The sequence below is a fragment of the Cellvibrio sp. PSBB006 genome, from assembly GCF_002162135.1.
GTDB lineage: Bacteria > Pseudomonadota > Gammaproteobacteria > Pseudomonadales > Cellvibrionaceae > Cellvibrio.
This window is the reverse complement of record NZ_CP021382.1, coordinates 580,787-598,105: the sequence shown is the minus strand read 5'-3', so window position 1 is coordinate 598,105 and position 17,319 is coordinate 580,787. Positions and strand designations below refer to the sequence as shown.

Below are 17,319 nucleotides of genomic sequence, written 5' to 3'. Positions count from 1 at the left end.
AAGCCAGAATTTTTCAAACCGCGTTAAGGCGTACCCGAGGTTTTCAATGCGCGCATGGTTGTTGTTTGCACTCCGCCCCATTTCTGCTGGAGTGTTTGGTAGTTTTCTAATGGTCTCCAGTGCTGTCGGCGTGGAAAAAGAACCTGTCGTTGCGCCTTCACCGGCCGCAAGCGAAGCGGTTGCAAGCGAAACAACTATTGCCACATTGGTTCAGGTTGATCGCACTGAGCAACGCAAGAATTACGCCGCAGCAAAAACAGCATTGAATCGCCGGCAAGTACAAACGTATAAAAAATTGATTGCCACCCTGGAAGACTATCCGCTCCTTCCCTACCTTGAGTATCAGGATATTGGCAACCGTCTGAATACTTTACCCAAAGCAGATGTCGCCGCTTTTTTATCTGAATATCCTGATTCCTATCTGAGTGATCGCTTATTGCACCGTTGGTTAAGAACCTTGGCGAGCCGCCAGCAATGGCAGGATTACAACACGTTTTACAATGCCGAACTGAATGACGCGGAACTAGCATGCAACAGCCTGCGTGCACGTTTGGAAACGGGCGATGAAACAGCCTATGAGGATGTAGCCCCGCTATGGAACATCGCTGAATCGCAATCCAAAGCATGCGATCCGGTATTCACTCGCTGGATAACCGCCGGCAAACTGACGCCTGCACTCTTGTGGGAGAGACACAGCAAGGCTGTGCAAGCAGGCAATACCGGCCTTGCCGGTTATCTGTCGCGCCAAATGGCGGAACCGCAGAAAAAGCTCGCCTTGCTCTTTCAGGAAGTCCGCCTGAATCCGCGTATCCTGGCGCAAACCTCACGTTTCAGTACCCAATCCTCAGAAATGCAGGAGATCATCCTTTATGGCTTGCAACGTCTTGCCTTACAAGATGCGTCCAAAGCGCTGACCCTGTGGCAAGGCTATGATGCGCAACAATTGTTTGAAGATAGCAAGCGGCTGGAAACCCAATACCACATCGCCACACGCCTGCTGCGCCAGGACAACCAGGATGCAGCAGAGAGTTTGCTGTCCTCGATATCCCAGATTACCAGTACTGACCTGACCGAAGCTTTGATTCGCGATTCCTTGCGCAAGCAAGACTGGGAAAAGGCTTATAACTGGTTGACCCGGTTACCCGTCGAAGCCCAGCAGACCGAACGCTGGTTGTATTGGCGTGCACGCATCATGGAAGAACTTGATATTAAGGAAGTCGATGGTCAAAGCGTTCAGTCGCTGTATAACCGCGTTGCGGCCACACGCAGTTTCTATGGTTTTTTATCCGCCGATAAACTGGGATATGAATACCGCCTGGTCGATAAGCCGATGTTAATTTCCCCGGAACTACAATCTCAGGTTGAACAGGCCGCGGGCGTTCAGCGGGCACGCGAGCTTTATATCCTGGGTGATATTTATGGTGCGAGCCGCGAGTGGTTTCACACTACGCGTCGCATGAAAACCGACGAGATCGTGGCAGCAGGTCGCCTGGCAGATCGTTGGGGCTGGCATCGTCAGGGTATCCAGGCAATGATTGACGCAGAGTATTGGGACGACCTGCAAGTTCGCTTCCCGCTTGCCTACCAGGAGCACGTGGCGACTGCCGCGAAAGCAACCTCGGTGAACCCGCTGCTTTTACTCGCCATTGCACGGCAGGAAAGTGCCTTCAGCCCGGATGCCCGTTCTCCAGCGGGCGCTTTGGGTCTGATGCAGCTGATGCCTGCAACGGCACTGCATACCGCAAAGCGAGCAGGCATCGCCTACTCCAACAAACACGATTTATTAAAGCCGGAAAAAAATATTGCGCTGGGTAGTCGTTACCTCAACCAATTATTGAACCAGTTCAATGGCAACCGCATCCTTGCGGCAGCAGCTTACAATGCCGGACCAACCCGCGTTAAACAATGGCTCAGTAAGGAGGACGCAAAGTTACCTTACGACGTCTGGATTGAAACGATTCCGTTCCATGAAACCCGAGGTTACGTGCAAAACGTGTTGTCATTTTCAGTCATCTACGGCTACCGGACTGGTGAAAAACAACCTTTTATTACACCGCTGGAAGCCAATAATTCGTTATAACTTTCGCACGAAAACGCAAGGCTCGACTTTGGCAAACAAAGCGGGCCTGTTATTTTTTTTGCGCGCTGCCCAACCGCCAAGACGGTTTACTATTGGCAACAAGGTGTGCAACCCACCTACTCTATCCAGCACGCAATCGGTGCAACTGATACCTGAAAAATCGGAACGAGGCCATACTCGCCCTGACCTGAGTTTTCATTTAGCCATATAAGTCATACAATGAAGGGCAGCTAGTTCAACATCATTGATGCCACCAGACTCGCATGGTTGATCAACGGTAAGGATTTCATAGTAGTCTATGTCCGAGTTATTGCCTTTGCTGGCGCGCCAGCCGATCTTCAATCGCAAGATGCAAGTGGTTGCATATGAGCTGCTATGCCGAAGTTGTGATTTGAATGAATACACAGCAGATGGCGGCGACATGGCCAGCTCACAAGTTCTGCTGCATACCTTTACCGAATTATCCATCCACAGTGTCGTCGGTCATCATCAGGCCTTCATTAATTTCACCCGCACCTTGCTTCTGACCCCACCGCCATTCGACCGACGGCAACTGGTTGTGGAAGTGCTTGAAGGTCAACAAATTGATGCACAAATGTTGCACAGTCTGCGCAGTCTGCGCGAGCAGGGTTACACCATTGCACTGGATGACTTTGAGCTGACCGATGAAACGCGAGACCTCATTCCCTATGCGGACATTATTAAACTGGATGTCCTGCAATTGTCGCCCGACCAAATCCGCGAACATATCGATTACCTCAAGCCCTTCGGCCTTACGTTGCTAGCGGAAAAAGTAGAAACCTACGAGATGCTCGAATACTGCAAGGATGCGGGATTTGATTTATTCCAGGGCTATTTTCTCGCGCGCCCCAAAGTGATCAAGGGACGCAAGATCACCGAAAATAAACAAGCAGTACTGCAATTACTGTCTGTTTTACACGACCCGGATGTCCCACTGGAACAGGTAGAACAGTTGGTTGCACGCGACCCCATGTTAAGCTACAAACTCTTGCGTTTGGTCAACTCCGCCGCCTTCGCCCTGCCACGCACAATTGAATCACTGCGCCAGGCCATTACCTTGCTGGGATTAAACATCATCAAGAATTGGGTAAATTTGCTGGCGATGGCGAATCTCGGCGATAAACCGATGGAACTAAGTATTGCCGCGCTGACGCGCGCCCGAATGTGCGAAATTATTGCCGCGACCATGAGCGGTAAAAAACGTCAGGATACTTTTTTTACTGTAGGTTTATTGTCGACCTTGGATGCATTTATGGATGCCCCCCTGGAAATTTTACTCAGCAATATTTCCTTAAGTGAACAATTGAACGAAGCCTTGTTACAACATTTGGGAGATGAAGGAAAAGTGCTCGATATCGTTGAGCATTATGAGCGCGCAGAATGGGATAAAATTGATTGGGATTATCTCGGCTCGCGCAATATCTCTCCGGATACACTATCCCATATTTATCTGGATGCGCTGACCTGGGTTACCACCACCATGGAAACCATGGGCTTTAATCCACGTTAACCCTGACTATGCTCGGCAATAAAATCCCGCGCTTGCTCCGCAACAAAAGGCCAGGATAATTCCGCAGCCGCCCCTTCAAATGCAACAACCGGGATGCGAATACCATACCGTTCAATGAGCGCATCTGACTCTGCAATATCAACTTCCTGCAAACGCAATCCGAACTCTGTCAGCAATGGCCACAACACGGTCTTGGCGGTGTCGCACAGGTGACAGCCCGCCGTGGTATAAAGAATAAGAGGTGACATAAAAAAACCTGCTACAAAAAAAGAATTGTAACAGGTTTTATTTATTCAGCACCTGGCAGGACTCAGGACCATCAAACAGGCTTCATACTGTGTAGCACCTGTTCAACAAAATCGCGGAAACGTTGAGCGGGAGATGACGTTTCATTTTCATCCGTTGCTACAATCTTTTCGCTTAAATCCAGCAACAAGGTTTCCGGCTCAGAAAAATTATTTGCCGTCTCCAAAGCATTCAACAAGTCACGAACAAATTTGCCGACGGGCAAGAGATGCTCACCAGGATTTTCCCCGATAGGTGCATCATTAAATTGTTGATAGGCCGTGCTCACCCGCTGTACTTCAACTTGGGTTAAATTCAGCGAGAAAGCCGTGATGTGTTGCTGATCATACCCCAGCGCCAAAGCCTGATTAAAAGCCTCGTCAAGATTGCCGTTGAAGAACTCACCGGCCAGCTTATTAATTTGCCCCAACAGTTCTTCAATGGCCTGCATCTCATCATCATTTAAATCGCCCTGGATTGACCAGCTGGATTCACGGGTAGAGCTGTAGGATGCACTCATCGTCTCAGCCAAGGTATAGCTCTCACTATTGCCCGCAACACCTCGCGCATATTGACCACTAAACGCTTGGGCACTGCTGGCAGAAATGGTGACTTTATCACCTTCGGCTGTCGTTAATTGAAAACTGAAACTGCTGGCACTGGCGTATTGATAGCTGCTACTGGCCAAGGCTGCATAAGCTTGCTGGCGCGTCGCCTGTGGGGTGGTCTCAGGTGTAGTTGTGGGTTCGTTTTTTACCAGCCCGCCAAGGAATTTTTCTCTGAGGGCATCAACACCGGTCAACACCAGATTGTAGGTTTTGCCAATATCTTGTTCAACGTCCGGCGATAGCATACTCAGCGCTTTCAGCTTTTCACTGGCTTCTGCAAAACCTTTCTTGAAACCCGCCAGTCCCGCTTCCAGGCGCGACGCCAGTTGCTCCTGGGTAGCACCTTCGGCGACATCCATCTGTAGACGACGCTCGATAAAGCCCAGGATATTACCCGCGACTTTTTCTGCCGTCAGTGGTTCAAGGGCCGCAAATTGACCCACTGCGCCCTGCTTGGCCTGTAATTTTTCATAGCCCATGGTCAGTGTGCGCTCAAAGAGCGCAAGCGCGTCTTGCCGGGAGGTGGCGGAAGAAACAGCAGGATCTCGGGAAATACCGGATTGCAAACGGGTATTGTCTGATCGGTTACCATCCGTCGTTTGAGCATGACTGCTCAAACGAAACGGTGACTGGGAAAGCGGTGGAATTTGCATTGAACCCCCATAACAGCTTAATCAACGTCGATTACTGAGGGTTATCGGCCAAAGTTTAATCAACTTTAGCCGCTTTTTTAACGGCGGGTGAAATAAAGTGCGGCAACCACTACCACGGCAATAATCACCAATAACGCCAGCCCCATCCGACCATGTCTGGGCGTATCTTCCTCGCGAGGCTGGGAAGGTCGCGCGTGAATTGAACGTTGACCGGCCGCTTTCACATCACCAGCAACATGTGCAGATTGGCGGGGTTTGGCGATAGGTTTGGTTTTCGGGATCGGCGTTGCATCCGGCACTTTTGATGCCGGCGAACGCACCGTGGTTTTGGCCAGGTCATCAGTCGTAGGGCCTATTACACCAAAACTGAGAGTATCAAAGCGAAGCTCGTCGCCGCGCTTTACCCTCGCCTCTGTTACTTGTTTTCCATTCACAAAGGTGCCGTTGGCGGACCCCAGATCTTTGACATAAAGGAGTCCGTCCAGCACTTGCAATTGTGCGTGTCGGCGGGACAAGTGTGCAGCGGCAAGACTGATGTCGCATTCGGTAGCGCGCCCCACGATGGTCATTTCCTTGATAGGAAAAACACGATTAGCCAGCGCGGTGTGATTAGCTTTCAATGCCCAACCGGTTGTCTTGGGTGTTGGTGTTCGTAGTTGGGTGACATTACCAGCTTCGACTACCGCTTCCTTGGGTTCGCGTTTGGGATCAATTACCTGAAGCTCTACTGCTCCAAGCGTGATCACATCATCCGGTTTCAATGTGCAAATACTGGAGACTTCCTCGTCATTCACCTTGACCGGTTTTTCAGGCACCAGATTTTTCAAGGTAAGTTGTTCGTGCTCGACCAGAACTTCAATGTGACTATCGGCAACGTCTGCATCATCGACAACCAGATCATTGGTTATAAGCCGACCAATGGATACCTTTGGTTCTACTAACCATACCGCATTATATTTATTGTTTTTGAAGCGGATTTTTAGCATATAAGGTTCCTTATTTAGAGAGCACCGGGTCTAGAGAGCACCAGGCCTAAAGAGCACCGGGTTAATTCGGAGGGCACCGCGGATAATGCTATAGCATGCGCCGCATTTCAACTGTGAATCACTTGGATAGATTACTAAGGCAACCAAAGTTGAAACACACCACCACCCAAAGGGCCCTGATTGGCCAGTTGAATGTAACCCTGCTGCTCGCGGGAGCGATGCAAAGCCGCAACACGATGCGCAAACAATAACCCAAGGTTAGTGCTACCGGAAGAAAATGATACGCCGGCATTTATCTCATGCGGTGCAGCTAACATACTGGCGGGATAACCCTGACCATCATCGGCTATGGCTATGCAGAGTTTATTGTCGATAATCTTGGCAGAAACCAGCAAAGTACTGCGACAGTAGCGCGCACAGTTCACCAGAATATTATTTATCACACCACCGATCAGCTCCCCGTCAAAATACCAACTCAAATCTTCGTCGCAATCCAGCTGCAAATGAATACCCCGTGTACGAAATAGCATATCGTTACGAGCCAGCTGTTCTTCAAGTACATCAATGACATGGTGCTCATCTATCTGCACTAACAGGTGTTCATGCTGCATCCGGTAAAGCGACAAGAGTTGAACCAACTCACTGTTGATTCGCGCGGCCTCATATTCCAGTACGGCATAGGTTCTGGTCTGTTCCGCATCTTGTGGTGGAGACTTTTCCATCATGGTCGCAAGCGTGTTCAGCAGCATCCCCAGGGAGTTCTTCATATCGTGAACACTGGACGCCAGCACAAAGGCGAAATCCAGAGGCGTGTCTTTGGCAGAGGTCATATCGTTATCATCAATCATATAAAACGCTCACAAAAATGGATCAACGTCGACGGTTGTTATCGAGGTTGCGCAACATGTCCTGCAATTGGCGAAAGCGTCGATATTGGTCATGGGTCGGCACGATTTTATCGTCGATCTGCGCCAGGGTATCGATTGCCAGATCCATGGAAGCGGCGTCAACATCCAGCTTTAATTTATCCACCAACGCTTGCACCAGATTTAAACGAATACCGATGTGGTTTGGGAAAGTTTGCAATGCATCTTTAAAGCATTGAATCGCCGCGTCATAGTCTTGAGACTCGTAACAAGCAATACCCTTTTTATTTATAGATGCCACCAGGGAGCGGTTTTTCTCACTGGCGGGCTCTTCCAGCAACGCATCCAGTTTTTCCAGGTCTCGCTCCGAACCTTTATAGCGTTCCAACAAGCTACGAGTCAGTTCATCCGCCATATTTTTTTGGCCGGTAGCGGTATAGGCCCGAACCAATTCCACCTCAGTATCAATGGGCAAGGCCTCAATGTTCGCACTCAAATTACGCGCATTTTGTAATAGCTCTTCTGCTTTCTTCGCTTCGCCATTGGATGCAAGCAGTTGCGATTCAATCAGTTGTGTTTCAACTTTTTCTTCGGGCGTTTTGCTGAAACGTTGTTCCAGTTCCGCCATCGTTTTCAGCGCCTCACGCAATAAGGGTTTGGCCAGTATTTTATCTTCACGGAATAACGCCAGCGTTGCCCGCGCAAAGCCCGTGTGATTCTCCAATCGATCATAATAAGAGTTTTCACCGAGGCGCACGGTTCGTCGATACGCGTTGGCTGCTGTTTCAGCATCATTATTCATCATGGCGATATCGCCCAATTGTTGTTGCCGCAAGATTGACAGAGGCGATATTTCCACGGCCTGCTGTAATACGTCCTGCAAGCGTTTATGCAGAGGCTGTTCGCGATAAATCTCAGCTTGAAGATCGTATGCTTTCATGCATAAGGGATTGGTACTCATCACGTCTTCAAGCCACTGCTGGGCGCTCACCAGATCGCCTTGCAATTTTTTAACCCGCGCCATCCCCACTTGCGCCCAATCCAGTTGTCGCACGTCCAGCACATCCCGATAAACTGTCTCGGCTTTCTCATAGTGGCCAGTGAGGATATAGAGCTGCCCCAGAAATTTTTGACACTGATTGGCATAGCGCCCACTGTCTTTGATCTCACGCAGGCACAAGGCTTCGGCAATCTCCCATCGTTCATCATCCATTGCCTGCATAATCGGCAACATGCGCGCACGCTGTGCAAACAAACGACCCAGGCGTTGCTGCAAGGCTTTGGTGGTGATGGGTTTGGTGAGATAGGCATCTGGCTCGTAATCATAGGCGGCCATGATGATACTTTTACTCGACTCCGCCGAAATCAATACAAATAAGGCATAACGGTTAAGGTGGCCATTCTCGCGCAAATCTTCCAAAACCTGCTGGCCGGTTTTCCCCTTGCCCAGGTTATGATCACACAGAATCAGATCGTAGGATTTATTCTTGCAGTGACGCAGGGCATCGGCACCATTAACGGCGCTGTCAATGAACTGAATACCGATGTCCTGCAACATATTACTGACAGTCACACGAAAGCTATCGAAGTCGTCTACTATCAAGGCGTGTAGCTTATGGTATTCCGCCTCAGCCATAGGGAGCCTCTCTCCAATCCAAAAAAGCTATTGTTGGAGCATAGTCCAATTTATCCGGGAGAAAAGTGCCAGAGCAAGAAAAATTGAGAATCAGGAAGGATAAGGTGTGCGACGGCGCGACTCGAATATACAGTTTCCATTACCTCGCTTGGCACTGTGTTTTGCATCGGCCAGAAGCAAGGAAACCTGATGGTGCGTCATACATGCCAGCGGATCGGGTTGAACACAACCTATTGCAAGCGTCAGTGGACCAAAACGCTGGCGGTTACCTTCGCGATCATGGCTCCAGTATTCACTCTGCGGTGTGGGCAGAACGGTGTGATAGACATCCGTAAACGACGCCAGAATATCTTCGCATCGCGCGCGCCAGTCCTCACTGCGAAATACAACGATGAAATCGTCACCGCCTACATGACCAACAAAATCTTTTTCCGTATCCACATTCGCCATCAGCAACTGCCCCAGTTTCACAATGACTTCATCACCATAACTATAACCAAAAGTGTCATTAAATGGCTTGAATTGATTGATATCGCAATAGGCCACCACAAATTCCGTGTAGCTGTTAAGCAGGTAATCAATCCATTCATACAGCGGGACATTACCCGGCAATTGCGTTAACGGATTACTGTGGCGCGCAGCGCGCAATTTTTCTTCCGTGATACAGCGCAAAAGATTCCGCACTGTACCTACCCCACGATATAACCCTTGCTCGCTGATAATAAAATCTACACTCAGGTTTTGCTGGGGATCTTCTGTGATCAGTTGGCCTGCTACTTTAAGTTCAGTATCAATTTCCAACGTCAGGGACAGTGGGCTGACAAACTCGGTAATCAATTTCGTGGAGTGCAACTCATGACCGTAGCGCTGCGCGAAGATATTCAATAATTCCACACGACTGACCATACCGATCGGTTGATTGCCGGCAACAACGGGGACACAGGTCAGGCGCACATCCGCGCGAAACATCTTGACGACGTCCGCCGCTGGCGTGCCGGGCGAAACGACTACCGAGTCAGCCAGTATGTCGCCCACGGTGCGGTGAAAAAAATCCGGATGACGGGGAAAGCGTTCGCGCTGAAAACCGGATAATACCGGGGGAGCCTGGCGCATTGGCTCTGCCATGGGCCGCGCCAGATAATAACCTTGCGCATACTCCACGCCCATCGCGATCAAGGTGCGCAATTCGGCAGCAGTCTCTATGCCTTCTGCGATCACTTTATTGCCCATGCGATGGGCAATATCGAGCATCGCACGAACAAATTCCCGCTTCACCGCATCCTGATCGATTCCGCTGATAAAGTGGCGATCAATCTTCACATAATCGGGTCGCAACTCACTCCATACCCGCAGGCCCGCGTAACCGGCTCCCAGATCATCCAGTGCCACTGCAAACCCTTGCCGCTTGAAATGGTCCGATGCGGAACGCAACAATTCGAACTCATCCAACGGCTGGTTCTCTGTCAATTCAAATACCAAGCGTTCTGCGTTTAAACCGACACGTTGGAGGATTTCCCGGGTTACACCATCGCGGTAATTACTGTCAGTGAAACTCAGGGGCGACATATTGAGAAATAACTTCCCGGGCAAACCCAGGCTCACGAACTGGTGACAGGATGCTTCGCGACACGCATATTCCAGGCTCGCCAGATGACGAGCCGAGCGCGCCGCAGCAAAGAGTTGATCAGGTGTATGCAGCGGGCTATTTTCCGGGCCGCGAATCAAGGCTTCATAGCCAAGAATTCGAAGGCTGTCGAGCGCAAAAATTGGCTGAAATAATGGCGTCAGCAAACGTAAATCAATCAAGCGCTGCAATTCTCTGTGCAGGTCCGGTTGCGCGGGAGAAAGAGCGTTTACAGAGGGAAGGGATTGGCGTGTATTCATCGCAATATCATCGTTTTGAATTGTGACGTTTTGATGAAATTGCATCGATACCAGGGCCGTTTTTACACAAACTTAACTACTCTGCCTGCCGCCAGAGCGTTACAATGCGCCCCCATTTATCAAACCGACAACACCTATGTCCGACCATAAACCCGACAACATTTATGCAAATCCCCTGGGCCAATCAGGGCCGTTTGTTTTTGATGAAACCGTCGTCAATGTTTTTCCGGATATGATCAAACGTTCAGTTCCGGGGTATGCCACCATCATCAATATGATTGGCAACCTGGCCGAGCGCTATGTTCAGGCGGACAGTGTCTGCTATGACCTCGGCTGCTCTCTGGGCGCAGCGACCCTGGCGATGCGTCATCGCATTCGGGCCGCCAATACCCGAATCCTCGGTGTTGATAATTCAGCCGCGATGATTGAACGCTGCCAACAAGTTATTGCCGCCGACAGCGGGGAAATTTCTGTAGAGCTGGTCTGTGGCGATGTGCAAGACATCAATATTGAGCGCGCCTCCATGGCGGTTCTGAATTTCACCTTACAGTTCATTCCGGTTGACCAGCGCCTGGCTGTACTAACGGCCATTTACGAGGGCTTATTGCCTGGCGGCGTATTGATATTGTCTGAAAAGGTTGCCTTTGAAGACCAGCCTCATCATGAACTGATGATCGAATTGCACCACAATTTCAAACGCAGCAACGGTTACAGCGATCTGGAGATTGCCCGTAAGCGCTCCGCAATTGAAAATGTGCTGATTCCCGAAACCCTGGCGACCCATCGCCAACGTCTGCGAGAGGCAGGTTTTGGCAGCGTGGATGTCTGGTTTCAATGTTTTAATTTCGCCTCCATGATTGCAATCAAACCATGATGGATTACCACGCTCTGCTCGCCGCCTTACCCCACACGCCCCTCGCCCCCTGGCTGCCCGATTTGCCGGCTCAAATTGCTGCAGGCCTGAGCGAACAACGCTACGGTGATCTGCCGGGCTGGAAACAGGCATTGATGCAAATGCCATCAGTTAAAGCGTCGCAGATCGATTTGCAGCGTGGCGTCGTCATCGGTAACACGGATGATTGTGATGAAACCACTCGCGCACAGCTGCGCGCGGCCCTCGAACAACTCATTCCCTGGCGCAAAGGGCCCTACCATGTCCATGGGATTCACATCGATACCGAATGGCGCTCGGACTGGAAGTGGGATCGGGTTTTACCGCATCTAACGCCGTTGAAGGATCGACTGATTCTGGATGTGGGCTGCGGCAACGGTTATCACTGTTGGCGTATGTTGGGCGCAGGCGCTTCACGGGTTGTTGGTATTGATCCCTCTCCGCGCTTCGTCGTGCAGTTCCATATGATCAAACAGCTGATTGACGCGCAGGCTCCGGTGGATGTGTTACCGGTAGGTATAGAAGACCTGCCTCCCAAACTTCAGGCGTTTGATACGGTGTTTTCCATGGGTGTGTTTTACCATCGGCGCTCGCCTATGGATCATCTGCGCGAACTGAAAGAAGCCTTACGTCCCGGCGGACAATTGGTGTTGGAAACGCTGGTTATTGAAGGAGAGATGGGCGAGGTGCTGGTGCCCGAAGGCCGTTACGCGATGATGAATAATGTCTGGTTCTTGCCCAGTTGCGCCACGCTGGTGTCCTGGCTGCGCAAGATGGGTTTTGCGAATCCGCGGGTGGCGGATGTCTGCCCTACCACTGCGGATGAACAACGCTCCACCCACTGGATGCGCTTCCATTCCCTGCCGGAATTTCTCGATCCTGAGAACCCGGCGTTAACGGCGGAGGGCCATCCGGCGCCGATTCGCGCCGTATTTCTGGCGGAAGCGCCCTGATTGATCAATCGTCCAGGGCTTGCAAGGGTGTATCCAAGCCAAACTCGGCGTGAACCTGGGCGCACCAGCGATTAAGGCGCTCTGCGGTCAGTTGTTCCTGCTGGTCTTCATCCAATGCGAGGCCGACAAACATGCCCGCACCGGGAATCTCGGCTTTGGATGCGTCAAATTCATAGCCTTCCGTGGGCCAGTGCCCGACGATGACCGGGCCGGACTGGATAATGACATCGTGCAGCATGCCCATGGCATCGAGAAAGTAGTCGCCGTAGCCAAACTGATCACCCAAGCCGAACAGGGCTACCGTCTTGCCAGCAAAATCCACGGCGGCGATGTCATCCCAGAATTCTTCCCAGTCTGATTGAATCTGGCCAAAATCCCAGGTGGGGATGCCAAGGATGATCCGGTCGTACTCGGCAAATTCCAGTTGGGTAACATCGGCAATATCCATCACATCCACCATATCTTCGCCGAAGCGTTTCTGGATACGGTAGGCAACACGCTCGGTATTACCTTCGTCACTGCCGAAAAACAGACCTATCTTGCCCACATTCACCTCGGGATTGCCGGAATATAAAGGAATCGAGTCGGCGGGCCGCTAGAGCCCGCCAAAAAGAGTGCGGATTTTCCCAACATTGTTTGTTGGGTGCAAGGGTCAAACTTCGTGATAAATACTACAAGGGTGCTTCGTAGTTCGTTTGTCATTAGGCTCTATGTTTCGAAAACACATGCATACCTCCCTGTAGCTCCCTCAATTCATCCCTGAATTGAGGGTTTCGAAACATAGAGCCTAACGCCAAACTTGCGTTGTGCTAATGTCAATTCAGATAACAGAAGGAAGCGGATCAGGCCCGGGTATCAGCCGCTTTTTCGCGCCAGTGTTCTTTACGCTTTGATTTCATCTGCTCCATTTTTTCTTTCTGTTCCGGTGTCAGGATGCTGAGCAGAAACTGTTTGTCCTTGGCCCGCGCGATCACTTGTTGTGCATTCAGGTCGCCCAGTTTATCCGCCAGTATGGCTACTTCTGCTTCATCCGCGTTGTTGGCAACCGCCTGATGTAATGCTCGCTGCGCTTCACGAACTTGCTGGCGCTGTTCACGATAGTTTGCGCGTTGCTCATCTTTATGTGCGGCTAATGTCTGTTTTTGTTCGTCGGTGAGTTCCAGCATTCTGGCCATGTGTTCAAATGGGCGGTCTCCTTTCATGTGTTGATGAAAGCTGTGTTTGCCTTTGCAATCTTTACCTGGGTCTGCGGTCTCTTCCGCCAGGGCGTAACTGCCCAAAGAAACCACCGCCAGGGTGGTAATACCAGTGATAAGATGACGCCAATTTTTCATCGTATTCATAATTGAATCTCCGAGGGTTAGTCGATCAGACTTGCTCTCTTGGCAACGCGACCTATCATTCAAGTAATACCCACTCAGGTCAGTTACCAACAGGTTTTTACGACGAGAGCCTGATGAAATGCTCTTGTTGTCGTTGGAGCCAGTATCTCTGATGCAATGTTAAGAAGGGTTAAACAATTCACAATAACCATGACACTTTGCGTGGCGCTGTAGCACACTTACTTCCACAGTATCTGATCAGATGGACTACCCATGAATAAATTGCTTTTGATCGATGACGATAAAGAACTCTGCCAATTACTGAATGAATATCTCTCCACTGAAGGCTTCGTCGTCGACATGGTGCACGATGGACAGCAAGCCGTAGACCTTCCCAACCACAATCAGTACGCCGCTATCGTTCTCGATGTCATGCTGCCCATCCGCAATGGTTTTGATGTGCTCAAACAATTGCGTCAGAAATGCCAGACGCCGGTACTGATGCTCACGGCTAAAGGCGACACGATTGATCGGGTGATCGGTCTGGAGATCGGTGCTGATGATTATCTGCCCAAACCCTGCGACCCGCGCGAGCTGGTTGCACGCATCCGCGCAGTATTGCGTCGGGCTACGCCAAACCAGGCTGCGCAACAGGCGGTGGAGCGGATCAGCTCAGACAAATTGACCCTTCATCTGGGCAGTCGCAGTGTGACCTGGGAAGACACTGATGTGCCTCTGACCGGTACAGAATTCAGTGTGTTGGAGTTATTGGTGCGCAGTGCGGGGCAAGTGATCAGTAAAGATGAAATGACGGAACAGGCATTGAATCGCAAACTGACCCCTTATGATCGCAGTATTGATGTACACGTCAGCAATATCCGCAAAAAACTAACCGCCGTCGGTGCCCACAAGGATTTGATTATCAATGTTCGCGGTGCAGGTTATATGCTTACATTGAACGATACCGAATAACCCTTCATGACCCGCCTGTATCTCAAGATATTTATCACCTTCTGGTTGATTACCGCCCTGATTATTGTGGCCACTAACGTCGTCGTGCATTGGTTCGACATGACACCGGACCGCATGCAACGCTCAATTGATCGCGACGAAGAGCCGGCCAAACGCCTGCTGTTTCAAATGACCGGTGCGGCGATCAATCGCAATACCAAACAGGTGATGCAGGACATGCGTAGCATGCCCGCATGGTCCACCCGTTTTTTCTATGTGGTGGACAAAGACAACCGCGATCTGCTGGATCGCCCCCTGCCTCCCGGCGTATTGGTTTTGTTGCCCAAACTCACCAGTCGTCATCCCTACGATAAAGTCCAGGATCGCAATCGCAAATTATTCGGTCGCTACATCACGCTTAACGATGGCAATAGCGTGAAGTTGATCACCATCTCCCCAGGCCGAGATGACGGCTCGGATCGCGACATCCTGTGGGAAATGTTTATCGAGAATATCTGGCCGTTGTTGCTGGTCTCAATACTGATCAGCGGCAGCGCCTGCTTCTTCCTCGCACGCCATTTCACGCGCAGCCTGAATACCTTGCAGAAAGCAACACAACAAATTGCGCGCGGTGATTTAAGTGTGCGGGTCGGCAAGCAATTCTCCGGGCGCAATGATGAAATTGCCGCGCTGGGCCGCGATTTTGACCACATGACCGAGCGCCTTGAAAAAGCCATGCTCGAACAAAAGCGTCTGATTAAAGATGTTTCCCACGAGTTGCGCTCGCCGTTGGCCCGCCTGCAAATCGCCCTGGGTCTCGCCCAGCAACGCAGTAATGGTAGCGTCGATAAGGAACTCGCGCGGATTAAACAAGCGGCAGATTATTTGAATAATGTGATTTCTGACATCCTCGCCCTGCCCGTGCTGGATAACGGTGAATGGGAGTTGGACGACGCGCTGGATATTCAGGTTCTCCTGGAAACCCTGCTGGAAAATTACCGTCAGGATGCCGAAGACAAGCACATTGATCTGAAGTTGAGCTCCACCGTCGACGAAGCACTGGTGCAAACCCACGGCAATATGTTGATCGGTGTGTTCGAGAATATCCTGCGCAACGCGCTGCATTACACCCCCCAGGGGGGCAGTATTACCCTGGATCTGCACTATCTGGACAGCGACCAACAATACATCGTCCACACTTGTGATAGTGGCCCCGGCGTACCGGAAAATGCCCTGGAGGATATCTTCGAGCCATTCTTCCGCACGGATCAGGCCAGGGACCGCGAAAGCGGTGGCTATGGCTTGGGTCTGGCTATTGCCCAGCGGACCGTTGCCCTGCACAAAGGCAAGATCAGCGCCCGCAATCTTATCAATGGCGGCTTGTGCGTCAGCGTGCAAATCCCCGCCGAGAAAAAAACCTAACCGCCCTAGCCAGTAGCCAGTAGCCAGTAGCCAGTAGCCAAACTTTTGACGAGCGGCAAATTCTTGCCGCCAATCAATGATTTATACGCCACAATCCCGTCGCAATCAGCTCACAAATAAAATTAATATAACCGTTTAATTGATTGATTTTATTAGCATTTTAATAGCTACAACGAAGCTGGCATACTTTTCGCTCACAACTCAATAAGCAAAGCCAGATCATTGGCGAAACCTGCCTGTAGCATCCTCAAGTATTTACTAAACGGATTGCTTGCGCAGCAACAAGAGTTGAATAACAGGTAAAGCATATGCGGGATATGACCATGGTGAAAAACGCACGGAGCGAAACTGCTCAGGGCGAATATTCTGCTGCCCCGTCCGCAATACCTCACCTTTCAGCGCCGGAGCTGCTTGAAGCGCGCAACAAACTTATGCAGGGATTACAAATCAATCAGGAGCCGCGCGAGATTATTGCTGTGTTCTTTTCTCACCTGGAAAACATTCTGGGTGCACAAGGGCTGCGTTATCACTTCAACCATGATGAAACACTGAAACTGGGTCGCGAGGCCGTTCATCATTGCGACTATCGATTAAATGTCGCCGAAAGTTATTTGGGTGAGGTTGTCCTTAGCCGCAGCAAACGTTTTGCGGATGAGGAACTTGCTTTGCTTGAGAGTCTTTTGGCTCATTTGGTGTATCCCTTACGCAATGCACTCCGTTACCAGGACGCCATCGCTTTAGCCCTGCAAGATCCATTGACCGGACTGGGAAATCGCATTGCCCTGGATAAAGCCTTGCGCCAGGAACTGCAACTGGCCGAGCGCTATGACCAGGATCTGTCATTATTGATGATTGATATCGATCACTTCAAATTGATCAACGACAAACATGGCCACAGTCGCGGCGACCAGGTGCTGCGAGAAGTTGCGAGTAGAATTCAAACTGTATGTCGGGAATCAGATATCACCTTTCGTTACGGCGGTGAAGAATTTGTTGTACTGCTGAGGAAAACCGGCGCCAGCGGTGCGTTGATTATCGCGGAAAGACTGCGGCGTGAAATTGCTAAATTGCGCTTCGGTGAGGAAAAAGACAGCTTTGCCACCACCGTGAGTATCGGTGTAGGAAGCCGGGGACGCGATAAAGAAAAAATCGATGCAATATTTGAGCGAGCAGACAAGGCGCTTTACTACGCTAAAGCCAACGGTCGCAATTGCATCATGAATTTGCAGGCGGCGAGCTGATCCAGCCCG

Annotated in this window: 15 protein-coding genes; 7 read left to right on the top strand and 8 right to left on the bottom strand. The window is 50.7% G+C overall.

What is annotated here, in order from left to right:
• The first annotated feature begins 46 nt into the window (after nucleotides 1-46).
• Together CBR65_RS02780 and CBR65_RS02775 are read left to right on the top strand one after the other, a co-directional pair.
• Entirely contained in the window at nucleotides 47-2,080 is a 2,034-nt protein-coding gene (locus tag CBR65_RS02780) for a transglycosylase SLT domain-containing protein (protein WP_232461330.1), read from the top strand.
• A 298-nt stretch (nucleotides 2,081-2,378) separates the two neighbouring features.
• Nucleotides 2,379-3,611 (top strand): EAL and HDOD domain-containing protein, encoded by a 1,233-nt coding sequence (locus CBR65_RS02775; protein ID WP_087465433.1) that lies wholly within the window; start codon nucleotides 2,379-2,381, stop codon nucleotides 3,609-3,611.
• On the opposite strand, the gene CBR65_RS02770 is transcribed toward CBR65_RS02775, so the two are convergent.
• The 6 genes from CBR65_RS02770 to CBR65_RS02745 all read right to left on the bottom strand — a co-directional run bounded on the left by CBR65_RS02770 (nucleotide 3,608) and on the right by CBR65_RS02745 (nucleotide 10,529).
• A complete protein-coding gene (locus CBR65_RS02770; RefSeq protein WP_087465432.1) occupies nucleotides 3,608-3,859 on the bottom strand; it encodes a glutaredoxin family protein in 252 nt (83 codons plus the stop codon). The two genes, CBR65_RS02775 and CBR65_RS02770, sit on opposite strands and share 4 nt — an antisense overlap.
• Nucleotides 3,860-3,930: 71 nt before the next feature.
• Nucleotides 3,931-5,157, bottom strand: a complete 1,227-nt coding sequence (locus CBR65_RS02765) for a DUF5610 domain-containing protein (protein WP_087465431.1) — start codon at nucleotides 5,155-5,157, stop codon at nucleotides 3,931-3,933.
• A 77-nt stretch (nucleotides 5,158-5,234) separates the two neighbouring features.
• Nucleotides 5,235-6,143 (bottom strand): FHA domain-containing protein, encoded by a 909-nt coding sequence (locus CBR65_RS02760; RefSeq protein WP_087465430.1) that lies wholly within the window; start codon nucleotides 6,141-6,143, stop codon nucleotides 5,235-5,237.
• Between the two features lie 134 nt (nucleotides 6,144-6,277).
• Entirely contained in the window at nucleotides 6,278-6,991 is a 714-nt protein-coding gene (locus CBR65_RS02755; RefSeq protein WP_232461329.1) for a sensor histidine kinase KdpD, read from the bottom strand.
• Between the two features lie 22 nt (nucleotides 6,992-7,013).
• Entirely contained in the window at nucleotides 7,014-8,645 is a 1,632-nt protein-coding gene (locus CBR65_RS02750) for a tetratricopeptide repeat-containing response regulator (protein ID WP_087465429.1), read from the bottom strand.
• Between the two features lie 90 nt (nucleotides 8,646-8,735).
• Nucleotides 8,736-10,529, bottom strand: coding sequence for a bifunctional diguanylate cyclase/phosphodiesterase (locus CBR65_RS02745; RefSeq protein ID WP_087468894.1), 1,794 nt, complete (start codon nucleotides 10,527-10,529; stop codon nucleotides 8,736-8,738).
• 136 nt (nucleotides 10,530-10,665) lie between these two features.
• Between CBR65_RS02745 and cmoA the strand changes: the two genes are divergently transcribed.
• A complete protein-coding gene (cmoA, locus tag CBR65_RS02740; protein ID WP_087465428.1) occupies nucleotides 10,666-11,403 on the top strand; it encodes a carboxy-S-adenosyl-L-methionine synthase CmoA in 738 nt (245 codons plus the stop codon).
• Nucleotides 11,403-12,374 (top strand): tRNA 5-methoxyuridine(34)/uridine 5-oxyacetic acid(34) synthase CmoB, encoded by a 972-nt coding sequence (gene cmoB / locus CBR65_RS02735; RefSeq protein ID WP_087468893.1) that lies wholly within the window; start codon nucleotides 11,403-11,405, stop codon nucleotides 12,372-12,374. Before cmoA ends, cmoB begins: the two co-directional genes overlap by 1 nt.
• 4 nt (nucleotides 12,375-12,378) lie before the next feature.
• Here the strand turns inward: cmoB and CBR65_RS02730 are convergent, their stop codons facing one another.
• Nucleotides 12,379-12,921 (bottom strand): flavodoxin, encoded by a 543-nt coding sequence (locus CBR65_RS02730; RefSeq protein WP_087468892.1) that lies wholly within the window; start codon nucleotides 12,919-12,921, stop codon nucleotides 12,379-12,381.
• Nucleotides 12,922-13,216: 295 nt separating this feature from the next.
• The gene (locus tag CBR65_RS02725) at nucleotides 13,217-13,717 is read right to left on the bottom strand and encodes a Spy/CpxP family protein refolding chaperone (protein ID WP_087465427.1); all 501 of its coding nucleotides are present in this window, start codon (nucleotides 13,715-13,717) and stop codon (nucleotides 13,217-13,219) included.
• A gap of 252 nt (nucleotides 13,718-13,969) precedes the next feature.
• Between CBR65_RS02725 and CBR65_RS02720 the strand changes: the two genes are divergently transcribed.
• From CBR65_RS02720 to CBR65_RS02710, 3 genes are all read left to right on the top strand, one after another.
• Nucleotides 13,970-14,668, top strand: a complete 699-nt coding sequence (locus CBR65_RS02720) for a response regulator transcription factor (RefSeq protein WP_087465426.1) — start codon at nucleotides 13,970-13,972, stop codon at nucleotides 14,666-14,668.
• Between the two features lie 6 nt (nucleotides 14,669-14,674).
• A complete protein-coding gene (locus tag CBR65_RS02715; RefSeq protein WP_087465425.1) occupies nucleotides 14,675-16,069 on the top strand; it encodes an ATP-binding protein in 1,395 nt (464 codons plus the stop codon).
• Nucleotides 16,070-16,392: 323 nt separating this feature from the next.
• On the top strand, nucleotides 16,393-17,310 hold the full coding sequence (locus tag CBR65_RS02710) for a GGDEF domain-containing protein (RefSeq protein ID WP_087468891.1): 918 nt from the start codon (nucleotides 16,393-16,395) through the stop codon (nucleotides 17,308-17,310).
• The last annotated feature ends 9 nt before the right edge of the window (nucleotides 17,311-17,319 follow it).